General features: G+C 44.2%; 14 protein-coding genes and 1 pseudogene. 12 read left to right on the plus strand and 3 right to left on the minus strand.

Annotated features, from left to right (window positions below; translation table 11 throughout):
* Positions 1-2 precede the first annotated feature (2 nt).
* Positions 3-1,421: a sigma-54-dependent transcriptional regulator gene (locus CEX98_RS18600; protein WP_099643504.1), complete on the minus strand. Its 1,419-nt coding sequence runs from the start codon at positions 1,419-1,421 to the stop codon at positions 3-5.
* A gap of 250 nt (positions 1,422-1,671) precedes the next feature.
* Here CEX98_RS18600 and CEX98_RS18605 point away from each other — a divergent pair, with 250 nt between their 5' ends.
* From CEX98_RS18605 to CEX98_RS18635, 7 genes are all read left to right on the plus strand, one after another.
* Positions 1,672-2,925, plus strand: a complete 1,254-nt coding sequence (locus CEX98_RS18605; protein WP_099643505.1) for an efflux RND transporter periplasmic adaptor subunit — start codon at positions 1,672-1,674, stop codon at positions 2,923-2,925.
* 10 nt (positions 2,926-2,935) lie between these two features.
* Positions 2,936-3,643 carry an ABC transporter ATP-binding protein gene (locus tag CEX98_RS18610; RefSeq protein ID WP_099643506.1) on the plus strand — a complete coding sequence of 236 codons (708 nt, stop codon included), beginning with the start codon at positions 2,936-2,938 and terminating at the stop codon, positions 3,641-3,643.
* A gap of 2 nt (positions 3,644-3,645) precedes the next feature.
* The gene (locus CEX98_RS18615; protein ID WP_099643507.1) at positions 3,646-6,042 is read left to right on the plus strand and encodes an ABC transporter permease; all 2,397 of its coding nucleotides are present in this window, start codon (positions 3,646-3,648) and stop codon (positions 6,040-6,042) included.
* Positions 6,043-6,099: 57 nt separating this feature from the next.
* Complete coding sequence (locus CEX98_RS18620) at positions 6,100-8,487, plus strand: ABC transporter permease (RefSeq protein ID WP_099643508.1); 2,388 nt, start codon at positions 6,100-6,102, stop codon at positions 8,485-8,487.
* 105 nt (positions 8,488-8,592) lie between these two features.
* Complete coding sequence (locus CEX98_RS18625; protein WP_099643509.1) at positions 8,593-9,933, plus strand: 3-deoxy-D-manno-octulosonic acid transferase; 1,341 nt, start codon at positions 8,593-8,595, stop codon at positions 9,931-9,933.
* A 2-nt stretch (positions 9,934-9,935) separates the two neighbouring features.
* Complete coding sequence (locus CEX98_RS18630) at positions 9,936-10,964, plus strand: glycosyltransferase family 9 protein (protein ID WP_099643510.1); 1,029 nt, start codon at positions 9,936-9,938, stop codon at positions 10,962-10,964.
* A complete protein-coding gene (locus CEX98_RS18635; protein ID WP_099643511.1) occupies positions 10,961-12,052 on the plus strand; it encodes a glycosyltransferase in 1,092 nt (363 codons plus the stop codon). Before CEX98_RS18630 ends, CEX98_RS18635 begins: the two co-directional genes overlap by 4 nt.
* A gap of 191 nt (positions 12,053-12,243) precedes the next feature.
* Here the strand turns inward: CEX98_RS18635 and CEX98_RS18640 are convergent, their stop codons facing one another.
* On the minus strand, positions 12,244-12,843 hold the full coding sequence (locus tag CEX98_RS18640) for a retropepsin-like aspartic protease (RefSeq protein ID WP_242441755.1): 600 nt from the start codon (positions 12,841-12,843) through the stop codon (positions 12,244-12,246).
* Between the two features lie 532 nt (positions 12,844-13,375).
* On the opposite strand from CEX98_RS18640, the gene CEX98_RS18645 reads away from it, so the two are divergent.
* A complete protein-coding gene (locus tag CEX98_RS18645; protein ID WP_099643524.1) occupies positions 13,376-13,675 on the plus strand; it encodes a DUF6482 family protein in 300 nt (99 codons plus the stop codon).
* 49 nt (positions 13,676-13,724) lie between these two features.
* Here CEX98_RS18645 and CEX98_RS18650 read toward each other — a convergent pair whose 3' ends face one another.
* Entirely contained in the window at positions 13,725-15,368 is a 1,644-nt protein-coding gene (locus CEX98_RS18650) for a PKD domain-containing protein (protein ID WP_099643513.1), read from the minus strand.
* 149 nt (positions 15,369-15,517) lie between these two features.
* On the opposite strand from CEX98_RS18650, the gene CEX98_RS18655 reads away from it, so the two are divergent.
* The 4 genes and pseudogenes from CEX98_RS18655 (at position 15,518) to CEX98_RS18670 (ending at position 19,212) form a co-directional block, all read left to right on the plus strand.
* A complete protein-coding gene (locus CEX98_RS18655; protein WP_099643525.1) occupies positions 15,518-16,300 on the plus strand; it encodes a DeoR/GlpR family DNA-binding transcription regulator in 783 nt (260 codons plus the stop codon).
* 10 nt (positions 16,301-16,310) lie between these two features.
* A pseudogene (gene glmS / locus CEX98_RS18660) lies at positions 16,311-18,130 on the plus strand (glutamine--fructose-6-phosphate transaminase (isomerizing)).
* Positions 18,131-18,295: 165 nt separating this feature from the next.
* Positions 18,296-18,484, plus strand: coding sequence for a hypothetical protein (locus CEX98_RS18665; RefSeq protein ID WP_099643514.1), 189 nt, complete (start codon positions 18,296-18,298; stop codon positions 18,482-18,484).
* Positions 18,481-19,212: a hypothetical protein gene (locus CEX98_RS18670; RefSeq protein ID WP_099643515.1), complete on the plus strand. Its 732-nt coding sequence runs from the start codon at positions 18,481-18,483 to the stop codon at positions 19,210-19,212. Before CEX98_RS18665 ends, CEX98_RS18670 begins: the two co-directional genes overlap by 4 nt.
* Positions 19,213-19,551: the final 339 nt, after the last annotated feature.

Consider the following 19,551-nt stretch of genomic DNA (forward strand, 5'->3'; position numbering starts at 1 on the left):
TCCTACAAATCGTATTTTTCTAAGCGACGATACATTGCCCCTCGGGTTAATCCGAGTGCTTTGGCCGCATTTGAGACATTGCCTTGGTAATGCTTGAGCGCCGCACGCACCGTACGTTGTTCTATCTCTTCAAGGTTGAAGGTGTCTCCAAATGTGAGTGTATTTGTGTGTGCGGTATCTTCCTCTTTCATACTTACTTGCGTAGTTGTGTGACTAGTACCAATTACGGTGCTGATATCTAAAAGTTCGCTTTCACTTAAGATCACCGCGCGTTCGATTGCATGGGCAAGCTCCCTAACATTACCCGGCCACGGATAAGCTTGCAGCCTTTGCATGTCACTGCTTTGCACTTCAAGCTGTCGTTTATATTTGTGACAAAAGTGTTCTAGGTAATAGTTTACAAGGAGTGGAATATCATCGGCACGTTCACGCAGTGGCGGAAGTCGGATCTCTATTGTGTTGATCCGATAGAGTAAATCTTGTCTAAACCGCCCTTCATCAACCGCTTGTTGTAAGTTGTCGTTGGTGGCACAGATAAGTCGTATGTCTACCGAAATGGGTTTGTTGCCGCCTACAGGGGTGATTTGTCGATTCTGTAGGGCTGCAAGCAGCGTGGTTTGTTGGGCCATGGGTAGGTTACCCAATTCATCTAAAAATAAGCTTCCTTCATGGGCTAATTCAAAGCGACCGACCTTATCGCTTTTTGCGTCGGTAAATGCGCCTTTTTTATGACCAAATAGCTCGCTTTCAAACAAGCTTTCTGAGATTGCCCCCATATCTAAGCTAATAAATGTATTGTCGCGACGCATACTTGCTTGGTGAATGGCGTGGGCCGCCAGTTCTTTACCTGTACCACTTTCGCCAGTGATCAAAATATTGGCATCGGTGAGCGCTGCGCGTGCTATGGTACTAAAAACCTTTTGCATCGCAGGACTTTGACCTAAAAAGGCAAATTGCTGACTGCCGCTGGACTGGTTGAGGGCTTGGTTTAAGCCTTGTGTTTGACGAGTAAGCTTGCCCACTTGCTGCTTGTCTTTTGCGTGTGCAAATGCGGCGGCAACCGCTCCTAATAGTTGGTCGTTTTGCCATGGTTTAGCAATAAAGTCCGCGGCGCCGGCTTTGATGGCATCGACAGCGAGTTGAATATCGCCATAGGCGGTCATTAATAACACCACAATGCTTGAGTCTTGTTCGACGATTTTCTTTAACCAATAAAACCCTTCTTTGCCGCTGATGGCGTCTTGGCTAAAGTTCATATCGAGCAAGATCACGTCTATTTGCTGCGATGCAATCTGTGCTTCTATATCGAAGGGGTTATCTGTAGTGATGATGGTTTGGTAATGTTTTTTTAGCAAAAGTTTTGCTGCAATTAATATATCGCTGTTGTCGTCGACTATTAATATAGTGCCTTCCTGCTTCATATCCTGATCGCTTTATTTTTCTTTTAGCGTACCGCAATCGTTTACACCTCGTCTACGAAAAGTGTTCATTTATGGACACCTTGCTATTTTTGATGTGTTCTATTTCCGGACACCAATAGATCCTCAACAACAACAAAATAAACATAAGATTTTGTTTTTAATTGAAAAAATAACTTTGGCATAGGCCTTGATTATAGTTACCCATATTCGCTAACAACGATTAAACAGACAGAGCACAAGAGGCGTGATTATGGATAAGAAAATAGAACGTTCAGGATTACAAAAACACCTTAAAAAGGCGGTTGCGGGTGGGGTACTTTTGGGTATTGCGGCTGCAGCGTTTGCATTCACTAACACTGCCTCTTCAGGTCGCAGTCAACACTTAGCGCTAAGCAGTTTGACGGTAAGCACCGTGAGCAAAGGCGCGTTTGTGGACGCCTTGAGTCTGCGCGGTCAGGTCGTGCCAAAAACAACCATTTATTTAGACACCATCGCGGGTGGCCAAGTAGAAGAGCGCTTGGTAGAGCAGGGGGAGTATGTTGAAGCGGGTCAGCCATTAGTGAGATTGAGTAACACCAGTTTACAGCTAGACGTGATGAGCCGCGAAGCACAAGTAACAGAGCAGCTTAACTTCCTAAGAAACACCCAAATGACGATGGCAACTAGTCGTCTTAATTTACGCCGTGACTTGCTGGAAATTGACTTACAAATTAGCCATTTGGAACGCCGTTATAAGCAATCTAAACCACTTGTTGAAAAAGGTGTGCTGGCAACCGACAGATTGTCTGAAATCGAGGACGATTTACGGTATTACAAGGCTCGAAAGGAACTGACGTTAGAGCGCCAAGCACAAGAAAACTCGATTCGTAAAGTGCAAGTTGAGCAATTGGAAGATAGCGCCGAAATGCTACAAAAAAACCTAAAGTTCGCGCGTAAAAATCTCGAAAACCTACTGATCAAAGCCCCTGTATCGGGTTACTTGAGTGAGCTGGATGTTGAAATTGGTGAATCAAAGAGTAAAGGGGCGCGGTTAGGCCAAATTGACATTCCAAATGAATACAAGTTGGTTGTGCGCCTCGATGAGTTTTATTTAAACCAGGTACAACCGGATATGGCAGTGAATGTGATGCTAGACAGCGGCTTAGTCAGTGCCAAGGTAAGCAAAATTGATAGTCGAGTGACGCAATCACAATTTCAGGTAGAGGTGGCACTGCCAAGTGGCCTTAGCGACATCAAGCGCGGCCAAAGCATAGATGTAGAGCTGATGCTTGGCGGCAACAAAGAGAATGCCTTATTGCTAAAACGAGGTGCATTTTTTACCAGCTCTGGCGGTAATTGGGTATACGTGTTGGCGAGTGATGGCAAAACTGCTGAGCGTCGTGACATTCGCTTAGGTAAGAAAAATCAAGATTATTACGAAGTGTTAGACGGCCTATCGCAAGGTGAGCAAGTGATCACCTCAAGCTACAGCAACTTCGATAAAGCGCAACACCTAAATTTCTAAGGATATAACAATGATAAAACTAACTAATCTAAACCGTGTATTTCGTACGCAAGACGTTGAAACTACTGCGCTAAATAATATTAACCTAAGTGTCAATGAAGGTGAGTTTGTGGCCATCATGGGCCCGTCTGGGTGTGGTAAGTCTACCTTATTATCAATCCTTGGAATGTTAGATTCCCCTTCTTCTGGTCAGTTTGAATTTGCGGGTACTGACATCGCAGGTTACAGCGAGAAGCAGTTATCACAGCTACGTAAAGCATCAATCGGCTTTGTGTTTCAAAGCTTCAATCTTATTGATGAGTTAACCGTATTTGAAAACGTGGAGCTACCGCTGCAATACCAAAATATCTCAAAAAGTGAACGTAAGCAGCGCGTAGAAGAAATTTTAAAACGCGTGGCTATTGACCACCGAGCCGAACACTTGCCGCAGCAGCTTTCTGGTGGTCAGCAGCAACGTGTTGCGGTAGCAAGAGCATTAGTCATTAACCCAAAACTAATTTTAGCTGATGAGCCAACGGGTAACTTGGACTCAAAAAACGGGGAAGAAGTCATGACGATGTTGCGTGAACTTAATAGAGAAGGCACGACCGTTATTATGGTTACGCACTCTGAAAAAGAAGGCACATACGCGGACCGACTTGTACGCCTACTCGACGGTCAAGTAATGCTAGACAAAGCTAACACGGTGGGGCAACCACCAAAAACAGAGGTAGCGTAGAGATGATAGCAAATTACCTAATAACGGCATTGCGTGCTTTTAGGCAGCAAAAACAGCATTTTATATTAAATGTTTTAGGACTCAGCGTAGGCCTGGCAGCGGCTATTTTGGTCGCGTTATTTGCCAAAAATGAACTGTCTTATGATAGCCAACAGCCTCACGCTGATCGCGTGTATCGAATTGCACAAGACTATTCGCAGTTAGGGCTTGGGGTTGTTCCTATTTTTAATTATATCAACGGTACTCGAGCGCTTGAATATAGCCAGGTTGAAGCGGTTTTTGCGCTGACGATGGTGGAGTTCACTCGTGAAGCTGAAGTTGATGTGAGTGTGAAAAACCAAGGCTTTAAACTGAATGATCTCTATGGTGCCACGGCAAATATTGAAAGCTTTATCGACATAGAAACGCTAGCAGGCAATCTTGAAAACGCCATGAGTGTGCCAAATAGCATTGCATTGAGTCTTTCAGAGGCTCAGCGCATTTTTGGCCGCACCAACGTGATTGGCGAAACTTTACAGCATAAAAATGGCCAATATACGGTAAGAGCGGTTTTTACAGACTTACCTGAAAATACGCATTTCGGCTTTAAAAACCTAGTTTCTGTAGAGCATGATCCTGCCAATACGGATATTACTTCTAGCTATGTTTATTTACGATTGGCACCGCAAACTGATGTTGCTGCTTTAGAAAAAACACTGACGGAAAAATACTATTTTGGTGATTTCAAAGGCCGCTTATCGCTGCAGCTACATCCCTTACTGGACTTACATTTTAGCGCAAAATCACCGTTTGAAATGAAGGTAGGGGGAGCGAAGCAAGTGGTGATGATCTGTGCAGGTTTAAGCGTGTTGTTGATCCTAATTGCTGCTTTCAACTTTATTAATATGACGGTGGCACAATCGGCAAAGCGAGCAAAAGAAGTGGGTGTCCGCAAGGCACTTGGCGCTAGCAAATCGCAATTAGTGACACAGTTTTTATCTGAATCTGTTTTAGTGTCTTTACTATCGATGATCATTGCTTGTGCTTTAGTCGAGTTATTATTGCCTAGTTTTAATAACTTAGTGGGTCGAGCGCTCAGCGTTGATTATGGTTCTATTTTTAGTGTTGTTGTGGTCGTGGTTGCTATCGCAGTGGGATTGTTAGCTGGTCTTTATCCTGCGTTCTTTATTTCATCTTTTAGTGCCAAGCGTGTGCTAAGTGGCGACTTACAGCGTGGAAACACGGCAATTTGGGTACGAAAGAGTTTGCTGACTTTACAGGCTGGTCTCGCAATCGGGCTAATCATTGCATCGGTAACACTGCAATATCAGTTAGCACATTTACAGAATTTACCGCTTGGTTATGAAACTGCACAGCGTTTGGTGGTCTCAGAAGTGCCGGTAAAATCAGCATTAACCAAAGCACCAACATCACTCATCAAGCAGTTTTCAGCGATTGAAGGGGTGAAGCACGTGAGTGTCATTGATACACAGTTGACTCGTTCAATTAACAATACATTAGTACCCACTTGGCCCAATGGTGAACAATCGCAATCTTTAACCCCCGTGATTGGTACAGGCTACGAGGTAGTCAAAGGGTTAGGCTTAACGTTACTTGCAGGTCGAGACTTTAGTCGTGAGTTTGCCGGTGATTGGGCAAACCGAGTAAATGGGGTAACCACAGTAGGCACTGTTGTTACTGAGTCGATTGCTAAACAGGCAGGCTACAGCAATGTTGCCGATATGATTGGCAAAACGATTAAAGATACCGGCCGCAATGTGGCAATGCGAGTGGTTGGTGTTGTTGCAGACGTAAAAGTGGGAAATGCCCAAGAAGCTAACTCTAATATTATGTTCTTACTTGGCTTCACTTACTTTAATCCAACCTCTGAAGTGATCTTAACGATTGAGCCACAGCGCTTAGTAAACATTAGACAAGAATTGATTAGCGTATTGGCAAAAACAGCAAATGTGTATGAGCCAGAGATTAACCTACTCTCGGAGAGTTATCAGGCTGTGCTCAGTGGTGATAAACGCGTTTCTAAAGTTGTACAGATCTTCACCGGCCTTGCGGTGTTCCTAACTTGTCTGGGCACTTTTGGTCTCGCATCCTTTGCCACTGTACGCCGTCAAAAGGAAGTGGCTGTGCGCAAAGTATTAGGGGCTTCTCGTTTTAGCATTGTGAATATCTTAGCAAAAGAGTTTCTTACCCTAGTGGCTGTCAGCATCGCTATTGCTTATCCCGTAACGTACTGGTTGGTCGGTGATTGGCTTGCAAACTTCAACGATAGAATAGAGCAGGCGGTGTGGGTATATGGTGTTGCTGCTTTGGTCGTTGCTGGGATCACCTGGTTGACGGTGGCTACCCTTGCCTTTAAAGCAGCGAGTACGCGTCCGTCATTAATTCTGCGGTACGAATAACACATTGTTTGCGCGGCCGTTTTTAGGCCGCTTTTGCGTTTCGTTTAAGGAAAAAACATGCTGATTGTCAATTTAAGTACTGCGTTACGAGTGGCGAAAAAACAAAAACTTCACTTTGCTCTCAATGTGCTAGGGTTTTCATTGGGTGTGTCTGCTGCATTTTTGATCTTGCTTTACACGCTTCATGAACTGTCATTCGATCGGTTTCAGCCAAATGCTGAACAGGTATATCGCGCCGAAGTAGACTTTTCACCACTTGGTCTGGGCACCATTCCAACCGTTAACTATCCCCGTCTGCTCAAAGCCAAAGATCTTGCACAAGTCGACGACATATTTGCGCTATTTCGTGCAAAAAATTATGACCCTGCGCTAGGTTATGTGCGTTCTGGCGAGAGCTCTTTTCAGTTGCATAATTTATATGTTGCTTCAAGTAATATCATGAGCTTCATCGACCTCAAGGTCTTAGGTGGCGATATTGAACAAGCGTTGAGTAAGCCAGAGCAATTGGCATTGAGTCGCACTGAAGCCACGCGTTTGTTTGGGCACCTAGATGTAGTTGGGCAACGTTTAGATTATAAAGATGGTGTATACACAGTTGCTGCAGTTTTTGAAGATTTACCCCCTAATACTCATTTTGCATTTGATAGCCTGATTTACACCAACAAGACCAGCGAAAACTTAAATATGCACATGCATTATGTGTATTTACGCCTAAATAGCACCAATGACATTGAGGCATTGGAACAGGCTGTCACAGATTTATTTGTGGTGGGGCCAGAAAAAGATATGTTATCGATTAACCTAACGTCTCTTCTAGACCTGCATCTATATCATGATGAACTATCAGAGATGCGTGCTGGTGGCAATGTTCAAGCTATCATTGTGAGTGTAATACTCAGCTTTGCTCTGCTGAGCGTCGCTGCTATCAATTTTATTAACCTGAGTATTGCGCAAAGTGGCAGTCGAATTAAAGAAGTGGGGATCAGAAAGTCACTTGGCGCGTCAAGGGCGCAGTTATTCTGCCAGTTTATCTGCGAATTTTTGATTATTGCCCTAGTAACACTTGTCGTTAGTGCCGCAATGATTGAATTGAGCTTACCTAGGTTTAATCATTTGGTTGATAGAACACTTAATTTTACTTTTTTTAGCTGGCAGGGTGGGCTTCTTGTAGCTTTGTCACTCATTGTCAGTTTGCTCGCGGGGATTTATCCTGCGCTCTATCTCTCGAAATTAAACCCAAAATTAATGTTGTCGGGTCAATCCTCCATATCTGGCGGTGCCTTGTGGTTGCGAAAAATATTGCTCATGTCTCAATTTATTGTCGCTACTGCTTTGATTGTTGGTGCTATAACGCTGCCACGACAGCTCAGCTTTTTGCAAACCTTGTCGCCAGGTTATAACGTAGAAAATCGTTTATATATAAGAGAGTTACCAAAAGACGCTATACTTGCTGGCCCGCACTCGCAGGTGCTAGATGCAGTGCGAAATATTGATGGGGTGAAACAAGTGGGCCCCCTGGATACGGACTTAACCCATGATATTCAATACAGCTTTACCCCGATACTACCAAATGGTGAAGAGTCGGCAGAAGCCATCGCCGGTATAGGCGTCGGCTTTAATGCTGTATCGCAACTCGGCTTAGAGTTAATCGCAGGGCGGGATTTTTCACCAGAATATGCATCAGATTGGTACACACGACGAGGAGATGAGCGCACTATTAGTATTATTGTTACGGAGTCTGTCACTAAGCTTGCAGGCTTTGCTTCGCCTCAACATATAATCGGAGAAACCATGCGTCGTGGAAGTTTAACGATGACGGTGGTGGGAGTGGTGAAGGATATACAAATCGGTGGTGCTAAGCGCAATAACTCCGTGGCGATGTTGTTGCCAGGGTATAGTCTAGTACCAACAGCTGCTATTTTGATAGAAATCGATAAATCAAAACAACAATATGTGACGCAACAGCTTACCCAGCTGCTCGCCTCAAGGTTGGGTATTTATGAACCTAACATTGAAGATTTGGGAGCAAATTTTAGCGCAAATTTTAATGAAGACGCCCGCTTTATTCAGATTGTGCAAACATTTAGCTTACTTACACTATGCCTTGCTATATTAGGTGTGATTGGGCTGACCTCCTTTACAGTGTTAAAGCGGCAAAAAGAAGTGGCTGTACGTAAAGTGCTAGGGGCATCACGGCTGAGTATCGTCAATATGCTAGCGAGAGACTTTTTGGTTTTAGTTATATTGAGCATTGCCATTGCGTACCCACTTGCCTATTGGTTGGTTGGTGAGTGGCTTGCAAACTTCAACGATAGAATAGAGCAGGCGGTGTGGGTATATGGTGTTGCTGCTTTGGTCGTTGCTGGGATCACCTGGTTGACAGTGGCTATCCTTGCCTTTAAAGCAGCGAGTACGCGTCCGTCATTAATTCTGCGGTATGAGTAAAAAGAGCGACTGACGAAAGTTATCAGCGCTAAGTTATTGTCAATTTAGTGTCAAAAACCATAGTTACACTGGGGTTAATTCATCTGTGAATAACAAGGTGTAGCTATGGCTAAGACCGCCTCTCGTCTTCGTAAAAGAACTGCTAGTTCACTTTGGATTGGCGTTTATAATTGCATTCTTGTGTTATTGTTACCGTTAATTTCACTGATCTTATTAAAAAAGTGGCTTTGTAAACCAGGCTATAAAAAGCATTTCGTGCAGCGCCTCGGTATCTTTAATTGCAACCCATTATCTGCGTGTATTCATTTACATGGCGTGTCTGTTGGTGAGTGCTCCGCCATTGCGAAACTGATTCCCGAACTGCGTAGACAACATCCTCACCTACCCATCGTTTTTACTTGCACTACAGTGGCAGGCTCACACTATATTGAGCGCCATTGGGGGGGCCAAGTTATCCATACCTATCTCCCATTGGATTTTCAGTTAACCGTGGGGGCGTTCTTAAACCACTTTAATCCCGTATTAACGATGTCGGTAGAGATGGAGTGGTGGCCTAACCTAATCCGCCAAGCACGCAATCGTGGCAGTCGAGTAATGCTGGTGAATGCCCGTATGACAGAAAGATCTAAGCATCGCTATAACAAAATGTTAGGCCTTTTCACTTTTATGGTGTCAAAAGTACATAAAATACTGCCGCAGAGTGAACGCAGTTATCAAGCTTTTCGCGATTTGGGCGTACCGCCAGAAAAGTTGATGTTATGTGGGAATATTAAGTATGACTGGCCGGAACTAAAGCGAGCGGATCCTACTCAAAAGCCTGCGCGGTTAACATGGGTTGCTGGCAGCACTCACGATACCGAAGAGGTGGCTGTTATTGTGGCGCACAAGCAATTACTAGCACACACCTCAACAGCGCAGCTTATCATCGCACCGCGTCACCCTGAGCGGTTTGAGCAAGTATGGCAACTACTCAAAGCAAGTTCACTGCGTTGTCAGCGCTATTCTATGCAACCAGAAATAGACCCGACGACCCAAGTATACCTCCTTGATACTATGGGTAAGCTCTTTTCATTTTATCGCGCTGCCCATGTTGCTTTTATCGGTGGCTCTTTGGTGAAGCTTGGCGGTCATAACCCTGCCGAAGCCGTGGTACAAGGAGCGGCTGTCGTAATGGGGTCAAGTAGGAGGAACTGTGAAGATATTTGTTCGCCATTGCTGGCAGCAGGCGCGCTAAGAGATGGTCAAGAACCACAGCAAATAGCGCACAGTGTCTTGGCGTGTTGGCAAAATAATGCAAATACGGTAATGCAGGTTAAAGCGGGTCAAGCGGCGATTGCAGCTCACGACGGTGCACTACAAAAAACCACAAAACAAGTGCTATATCAGCTACAAAAGGCGCATCAGTCGAAGCGCAAAATGCATTTATACCCCATGGTGATCAGATAAGCATGCAATATCATAATATTCTTATTGTACGGCTAAGCGCCATTGGCGATATCGTGATGGCTTCTGGCCTTATCTCAGCGCTAAAAACATGTTATCCAGAAGCAAAACTCAGCTGGCTGGCAGAGCCTGCGGGTGCATCCTTACTACAACAAAACCCATTACTTGATGAAGTGATCCTTTGGCCACGTAGCGAATGGCAAAAGACGCGTAAAGCACAGGGTCTGATAGCCTTGCTGAAGCAAATTCGTTCTTTTAAGCAAATGCTTGCTAGTCGAGAGTTTGACTTGGTGCTTGACGCCCAAGGACTTCTCAAAAGTGGCGTGTTGGCATGGCTTTGTGGTGCTAAATATAAAGTTGGCATTAATAGCCGCGAAGGTAGCCAATGGCTAATGAATAAGGTGGTAAGCGTTCCTTGGTCTGCAGATATTAGCTCTGAATATCGAGCAGCGGCACGGTTTTTCGGCGCCCCAGAAACGGCATTTCAGTACTCCCTTATTGCCGCCAACGAAACCCAACAGCGCGTAGCTTTGCTGTTATCCGAACACACCAAAAACCAACCTTATGTGGTGTTTTGCCCGTTTACCACTCGTGCACAAAAGCATTGGTTAGACGAGTATTGGTCTGAGTTGTATAAACAAGTAAAGCAGTCGTTATGTGACACCATCATTATGTTAGGGGGACCAAGCGATATTGCTCACAGCGAGCGCTTGGCTCGGCAGATGCCTGAGGTGATAAACCTAACAGGTAAAACACAGCTGTTGGAATGCAGTGAAATTATTCGGGGGGCTAAAGGCGTGATTGGCGTAGATACTGGGCTTACGCATATGGCAATGGCCCATCAAACCCCAGTGATTGCTTTATTCGGCTCAACCTTACCGTATGAAAACACCTTTAGCTCGACTGCCAAAGTGCTCAGCGACAAACTTGCTTGCTCGCCGTGCAAGCGCAGGCCGACCTGTGAGGCTCGTTACGATTGTATGGCCGGACTGACACCCCAAAGAGTGTCACAAGCATTAGGAGAAGTGCTATGAAAGTCTTGCATATTGAGGCCGGCCGTCACTTATACGGAGGGGCACAACAGGTTGTCTATTTAACCCAGGCTTTGCAGCGCAAAGGGGTGGAGAACATTATTGTGTGTCCACCGAGCAGTGAAATGATTGCAGCAATAGACAGCCAAATTATTGTACATCCTGTGAAGATGGCAGGGGATCTTGATATGATGCAGTGCTTGCGCTTACGCAAGGTGATCGCCGAGCACCAGCCGGATTGTGTGCATATCCATAGCCGTCGAGGAGTTGATACTTGGGGGTTAATTGCAGCGAAGTCGCTTAATATTCCCGTTATTTTATCGAGACGAGTCGATAATCCAGAACCACGTTGGTGGTCAAAAATAAAATACCCGACTTTTGACAAGGTTATTGCGATCTCTGAGGGGATCCGCCAAGTGCTATTGTCACAAGGGGTTGCTCCAGAGCAAGTACAGCTTGTTCATAGCGCCGTTGATACAGTACGTTTTGCGCCAAACAAAGCAGATCGTCAGTGGTTATTAGAGGAGTTTGACCTGCCACAAAATGCGCTGATAGTCGCAAATTTTGCGCAGCTTATTGAACGCAAAGGGCAAGCCGTGATCATGCGAGCGGCTAAGCAGCTGGTGAGCGAGCATCCTAACTTGCGGGTATTATTGTTTGGTCGAGGGCCTAAATTGCAACAGTACCAGACCCGTATAGACGAGCTGGGGCTACAAAAAATTGTTCAGCTTGTGGGATTTCGACAAGATGTAGCACGTATTTTACCTGCGGTCGATATTGTTGCGCATCCTGCAGCAACAGAAGGCTTGGGAGTGGCACTACTACAAAGTAGCGCATCTGGTATACCGGTAGTTGGATTTGCAGCAGGCGGTATCCCTGAAGCCATAAAGCACAGTGAAACCGGCTTGTTGAGCCAAGTTGGTGATGAAGCGCAATTTACCAGCGATCTGAATATATTGCTGCATAACCCTAGCTTGCGAGAAGAGATGGGAAAAGCAGGGCGAGCTAAAATGCTCAATAAATTTGCTATTGAGGTGATGGCCGCAGGCAATTTATCTGTGTATCGCAAGGTATTATACCAATTGAATTAATTCTCTGATCAATTTGAAGGATGAAATAGCATATTAGCGTCGTTAAAAATTTCTCATTGAGAACGACTAAATAGCAAAATTTTTGCCTAGCTACTAAAGCTATTTCTCCGCTTCAAATAGCCCATTTATTTAATGCATTTGGTATTACAGCTAAAAAGTAAGTCGGCCACCTATCATTTTACGAAGTGAGGCTATTCTTCAGGAAGACCAATGTGCGCGTAGCCACCTCTATAGTCGAGCGTGATTAGAAAGTGCTTGAGGACATCATAACCAATCGCGCCTTGTACCCTTTTCCCTTTAATTCGGCTTCCTGTGGTTTTATGCTGAGACACCAAGTGGGTTCGTTGACCTTCTTCTGGAATACTAATAAGCACATTTTCTAGCTCAAATGGACCAAACTTAATCCAAGGGACCCTAAAATCCTCTGATACGGCACTTGAATTGGCTCCGGTGCTAATAACTGAGTTTCGCTCTAAAGTGTCTAGCCACCCCATACTTTTTGCTACGTTGCGCTCGATAACAATCCCGCCATTATTACCCGTATCAAGCAACAGCCAAATCGATTTGTCCTCTTTTAAAGAGATTTCTACAATAGGCATTCCTGAGCCTCTTTGTTTAATCAGTTTAATGTTCTTAAGCTTATTTAAGTTAATAGATTCATGATCAATAATGCGCATTTTGCTGTTGGGATAGTCAAGTTGTATCACGAAGTGTTCGAAAAAGGGTCTGCCAAACAAGGCCGCATTCGTGTGCTCGCCTAGGTTAAGTTCTGCAACTTTATCTAACTTCATATCGACACCAAACAAGTTAACAGGAACATTGTTATAAGTTGCTCTAGTTTCAGTACTATATATTCCCTGAACCTCAATTCTTCCGCTTTTTGTTAGGCTAAGATTATTTTTGCTTAAGAATCGCCTATTAATTGCGTTGATTTGAGACCCTGTATCCAGAATGATATTACTGTGTATATTGGCGACTGTAGCTGGTACTTTGATATGGCCGTTCTCGAGATTAAAATCAATCCAAGGCGTTATTCCAGCTATTACTTGAGAGCAAAAGAGCCCTGCAAAGATTGAAATTATAAGTTTCAAACTAAATCCTTGTTAGGTGTTAATAATGATTAAGGTTTTTTATTTTGTACCTAATTTAATCGTTAATCAAAGAAAAATTAACAACTTCCCGTTTAATAAGTATGCACTAACAAGCAAAATGCTGCAGATATGGAGCCTGCTTTAAATGGTTTTCTCGCTACGGTTGGCTAAAAGTGAACTAGATGGCTCATTGGTTCGTTTAATTATTGTCCAATTAAATGAGGAGCGCGCTATGCTTGCTGCCACACTTAAAGAAAAAATTGCAACTAAAGAACTACACGCCATCGTACTGAGCTATGCTGATTCAAACCATTATTTGGCGGGGGGTCAGGATATGGAAGGTAATTTACATATTCTGATGCATGCTGAAGGTAAATTAACCCCGTTCAACTCGCTGCGAGAGGCAGAAACAAAACTGGCGGAGCTTGGCGCAACGCAAGCTTATCTTAGAGTAGAGTCTGCATATGATGAGTGTGGCCCCATTCATTCGCAGAGCAATGGCGTTGATACAATGGAAATAAGAAACCTCTAGCACATTTGCCAGACAGAAAAGCGGCGCCGGCTAAGCGCCGCTTCCAGTATTACTGAACGACAAATGTAATACGTTTATGTCCCGAGTAAGGGGCTATGTTATCGCTCGCGTAAACCAATACCTGATAAGTACCTGCGGCAGTTAAAGGCAATGTGGCAGTGTTACTAGTTTCAGTTCCGACAGGGGCGATTGTACCATTTGGCATTATCACCAGCCATGTGAAGGTAATGGGGTTAGCTTCTTTGTCATAAGCGTTCGCTTTAAGGGTTAAGCGGTTGCCTTTGATTTTACTCCCATCTACTTCTACGTTGGTAATGATTGGCGCGTAGTTTGCCGGATCTTCGACTTTTATGGCGACAAACCGGCTGGTGGTATTTTCTCCATCGCTGGCATCGGCTTGTACAATATAGAGGCCGGCGACATCAAAGCGGGTGCTAGCGCGATTATTGGCTTCAGTAACAATGGTTGCTTGGCTAGCGGCAGGTTTATTTAGCCACTTCCAGTGTAGCTCTACTTGTGCGCCTTCTGGATCTTGGACCTCGGCGATGAATTCTTGCTCTGTAAGGGTAAAAGTGTTGAGCAGCGGACCTGGCACTATGTTAAGTACCGGCGGCGCATTTCGGTCACCGTAAAATAGACTCGTAACTTTACCTGTTTGCGCCGGTTTCTCTGAGACCGTAATCGTTTTTACCACCGACGCTGTTCGGTCGCTATTTCTATCTTTTAGCGTAAAGCGAACCTTGTATTCACCAGCGACATCAGGGATAAAGAAGGAGATATATGCCATAGATTGGGGTAGTTTTACCTTACTGCCAGCAGGAATACTGTCGAAGCTAAACATTGGGGTCGCAAAGTTGTATTGCATGCTGGCTTCAGCATTTAGGGTAATAAAGTCGTTCACTTCAGCAGTTTCAGGTGCATCAAGCAATGCTTTTAGCTCTGGCCTGTCGTCATAGACTTCTATTTGCTTGGTAACTGTCTCTGAGTAGTCTTTACCATCGTGTACCGTTAAGCTAATCGTAAACGTGCCATAGTCTCTGCCTTCAAAAATAGCAGATTGTCCTTCTGGATTGTTGAGACGGAAGTCTAACGCATTGTTCGCGCTTGTCACTTGCCACTTATAATAAAGGCGGTCGCCATCGGGATCTGAGCTGTCTTTGGCGCTCAGTGTTACCTGCTCATTTTTAACTACTCTTTCCTTAAAGGGCGTGATAACTGCTGTTGGGGCATGATTTGTTGGTTCAATTGGTTTATCTGAAACGTTGACCGACGCTAGCGCGACAGATTCTTTTGAACCGGATTTAATCAGCAGTTGAACTTGATAAGTACCAGCTACATCGGCAACAAAATCGCTCATTAGTCTGCTGTTATTTGTTATTTTGGCCTCGCTATGACTTGGTTTGTCAATAATCGACCAATTTATACTTGAATTAGCAGACACAATGCTACTTGTTCCTATCAACCTGACCGTAGAGCCTGTATAGACCGATTTGATGGGGTCGATTTTAGCGGCAATGGCTACATTATCTGTCGTTGAGTTATCGGAGTCAGTTTCACTATCTGTGGTTGTGTCTTTCTCGTTATCGCTGACGTTACTGTTTTCTACCTGTGGTGTAGTTGAACTCCCTGAACCACCACACGCCGTTAGCGTTGCTCCAAGAAATAAAGCCAATAATATTAATCGTTTGTTCATATAAATGTCCCTTTATTATATCCAGTGAGACAAAATACCTGCTTTAGAATATTTAATCTAGTTAAAATTTGCTCTGCACAAAAATTAGCTTGTCCAAATATAAAAGTTTCGATTATAATCGCACTAAATTTCGAAACGAAACTTGTATGATGACTAAACGAAATACTCAACAGCGCAGGCATACCATTCTTTCATGGGTAAATGAATATGGTGAAGTTAGCGTAGAATCGCTCGCCGCTGAGTTTGAAACATCAGAAGTTACGATTCGTAAGGATTTAACGGCATTAGAAAAAAGTGGCCTATTACTGCGCCGTTACGGTGGTGCGATTGCCCTTCCTAAAGAGATCACCGCATCAGGAAAAGACGAGCAAGACTCGGCGCGTAAAACGGCCATTGCGAAAGCGGCCGCTGAGCTGATTAAGGATCACAACCGCATCATAATTGATAGCGGCAGAACCACTGAAACCTTGATTCCTGAGCTGATACAAAAGCGCGGACTTGTAGTGATGACCAACGCGATGAACATTGCTAATCGCTTGTTATCACTAGAAAATGAGCCTACTTTATTGATGACCGGTGGAACATGGGATCCACATTCTGAGTCATTTCAAGGACAAGTAGCGGAACAAGTGCTGCAATCCTATGACTTTGACCAACTTTTTATTGGTGCCGATGGCATTGATGTAGAACGCGGCACAACCACCTTTAATGAGTTGATTGGATTGAGCCGTGTGATGGCCAAGTCAGCCCGTGAAGTAATTGTAATGGTCGAATCCGAAAAGGTTGGCCGTAAAATTCCAAATTTAGAAATACCCTGGGCACAGATCACCACTTTGATCACCGACAACAACTTGGCTGATGACCTCCGCCAAGCGATCGAAGCGCGTGGCATACATCTTATCTGTGCTGAACTACACACAACGTGCAAATAATGGAGAGATTATGTGTGGAATCGTAGGCGCTGTTGCTGAGCGTCCAGTAAACAAAATTCTTATCGAAGGCCTAAAACGCCTTGAATACCGTGGTTATGACTCTGCGGGTGTGGCACTTTGCGAAGGTGGCACACTCAACAGCGTGAAAGCCGTAGGTAAAGTGGTAAACCTAGAAGCTGCGCTTGAAAATGCAGAAGTAAAAGGCACAACCGGTATCGCACATACTCGCTGGGCTACCCACGGCGGCGTAACCGAAGCCAACGCGCACCCGCATATTTCTAACAGCGAAATTGCGCTAGTGCACAACGGCATTATTGAAAACCACGAAGGCTTGCGCAGCGCATTAAAAGAAGACGGCTACGAATTTTTATCTGACACCGACACTGAAGTGATGGTGCACCTGATCCATCAACTTAGACAACAACACACCACGTTACTCGCTGCCGTGCAAGCTGCGGTTAAACAGCTTGAAGGTGCATACGGTACAGTGTTGTTTGATAAAGCCAACCAAGGTGAAATCATTGTGGCACGCTCAGGTAGCCCACTGGTAATTGGCCTTGGTCTAGGTGAAAACTTTATCGCTTCTGATCAGCTCGCATTATTACCTGTAACGCGCAGCTTTATCTTCCTAGAAGAGGGGGATGTAGCACGTATTACTGGTGAAACGGTTGAAATCTTCGACATCAATGGTAATCCAGTAGAGCGTGAAGTGGTAGAGTCTAACATCACTCAAGATGCGTCGGGCAAAGGTGAATACCGCCACTACATGCTAAAAGAAATCTACGAGCAGCCAATGGCCGTACGTAACACACTTGAAGGCCGTTTAGATAACGATCGCGTGAGTATCGATGCATTTGGCGACAAAGCGAACGAAATTTTTAAAGATGTAAAACACGTACAGATCATCGCGTGTGGTACGTCTTACCACTCAGGCATGGTAGCACGCTACTGGTTAGAGCAATTTGCAGGCGTAAGCTGTAACGTTGAAATCGCTTCAGAATTCCGTTATCGCGACTCATTTGTTCACGAAAACAGCCTACTGGTGACCATTTCACAATCAGGTGAAACCGCAGACACGCTCGCAGCACTGCGTTTGGCCAAAGAGCAAGGCTATATGGCGTCAATGACTATCTGTAACGTACCTGGCTCATCGCTAGTACGCGAATCAGATCTTGCCTTTATGACCAAAGCTGGCGCTGAAATTGGCGTGGCATCAACCAAAGCATTTACAACTCAATTAGTTGGCTTACTGATGCTAACTGCGTCAATCGCGCAGGAAAAAGGCCGTGACCAAAGCGCAATCGTCAACGCCATCAAAACCCTGCCAACCAAGCTAGAAGAAACCCTAAGCATGGCTGACGGCATTGAGCTACTTGCAGAAGAATTGCCGACAAACATCACTCGCTATTCCTAGGCCGCGGCTCACAATACCCAATCGCAATGGAAGGTGCACTTAAGCTTAAAGAGATCTCTTACATCCACGCCGAAGCTTATGCGGCAGGCGAGCTAAAACACGGCCCGCTAGCACTTATCGACGCAGACATGCCAATCATCGTCGTTGCACCAAACAACGAACTGCTTGAAAAGCTAAAATCAAACGTTGAAGAAGTACGCGCACGCGGCGGTATCATCTATGTATTTGCAGACAAAGACTCAAACTTTGCCTCAGACGACACCATGCGAGTAATGAACGTCAACCACGTAGAAAACATCATCGCCCCAGTGGTTTACACCATCCCGCTACAGCTACTTTCGTACTATGTAGCCGTGATTAAAGGCACCGATGTTGACCAACCGAGAAACCTCGCAAAGAGTGTAACGGTAGAATAAGAAAAGGCGCGCAAGCGCCTTTTTTTTGTGGGTGAACAATAAAGTTTCACCCTAAACTTGATTTAATGTTATTTTTTATATGTTGGAGCTGTGTCCATTAGGTACAATGTATTGACTGGTTAATTATTAGACATTAGACTTCGTTTACTATCTGGAGGGTATAAAATGAAAGCACTTATGGGCAACATAGCGAAACAGATTCGCAAGGATACTAAAGGCCGAATTGAGCTTCAGAAGTTTGTTGGAAGTGGAGAAGATTCTAGGATCATCAAACTGTCTAATGGCAAATCTTATGTAATAACGAGTGAAAAAAGAACCACTGAGGATGAGAAAGAGTCAGAAAACGCAGCATGAACATTGCTTTTCCCGCTTTCTTTTTGCTTGCTCTTATTCTCCCAGGTTTCATTTTTACTAGCGCTTACGAGCGCAAGGAAAATACATCCCTAGACAAGAAACCATTTGAAGCGTCTTCCGCAAGCAGCTTGTTTTGGGCTTTGTGTATACAGGTTCCTTTCGCATTCTTTATTCATACTTTTTATAAAAGCATTGATTTCGATATCTGTATTAAACTACTGACAGGTGTAAAGCTTGCTCAAAGTGATATTGATTCTTTGCAACCTGATGTTGGCCATATTGGGGTGTATTTCTTAGTTTTGTATTTTTCATCATGGCTCTGCGGTAAGTTGGCGCAAATAATAGTCTTTAAATGCAACCCGTATAAATCATCATTACTTTCATTTGATACTCCTTGGTACTACGAATTAAAAGGTAAGTTGTCATCTGAATCTTCAGCTCAAATAATTAAAGTATCATGTTTATTAGACACAAAAGAGAGTTCCTATCTGTATTATGGATATCTAGATGATTTTTATCTGGATAGTGATGGGCAGCTAGATAGAATCGTGTTGTTTGATGTATATCGAAGAAATATTAAAGATGACGATGATGGTTCAGGTTGTGAACGCTACTACCAAATAAAGGGTGAAAGATTAATTTTGAAATATAGTCAGATCATCAACCTTAATTTAGAGTATCTATATATTTACGAAGAACCTGATAACTCGACGCTTTCTCATTCTTAAGTGGAAGCGTTCTGTGTATTTACGCTATGCTGAAATTTCAATCAGTTATAGCGGTATATTATGTCTAGGAAGATTGGCCATACTGAGGCCCAATATCGTAAATGGATTAAAGAGGGGCGCGGTACTGGCGAGTATCAGGATTACAAGGTCAATGCATTGTGTTTTATTTTTTGACATATGTTGGCCTAGCAGGGGAGTCATCAGTACTTGTGAGTAGATTAAGTAGTAGCACGAGGATGAAACTTTGTTGCAGGGCGACAGTTTTTTTGTGACTTAGAATGAAGCCATATCCCTAAGTCACACAATAATTGCAACGGCTTTTTTGCTGGCTTTTTGGCC

Source organism: Pseudoalteromonas piscicida (genome assembly GCF_002744175.1).
Lineage (GTDB): Bacteria > Pseudomonadota > Gammaproteobacteria > Enterobacterales > Alteromonadaceae > Pseudoalteromonas > Pseudoalteromonas piscicida_B.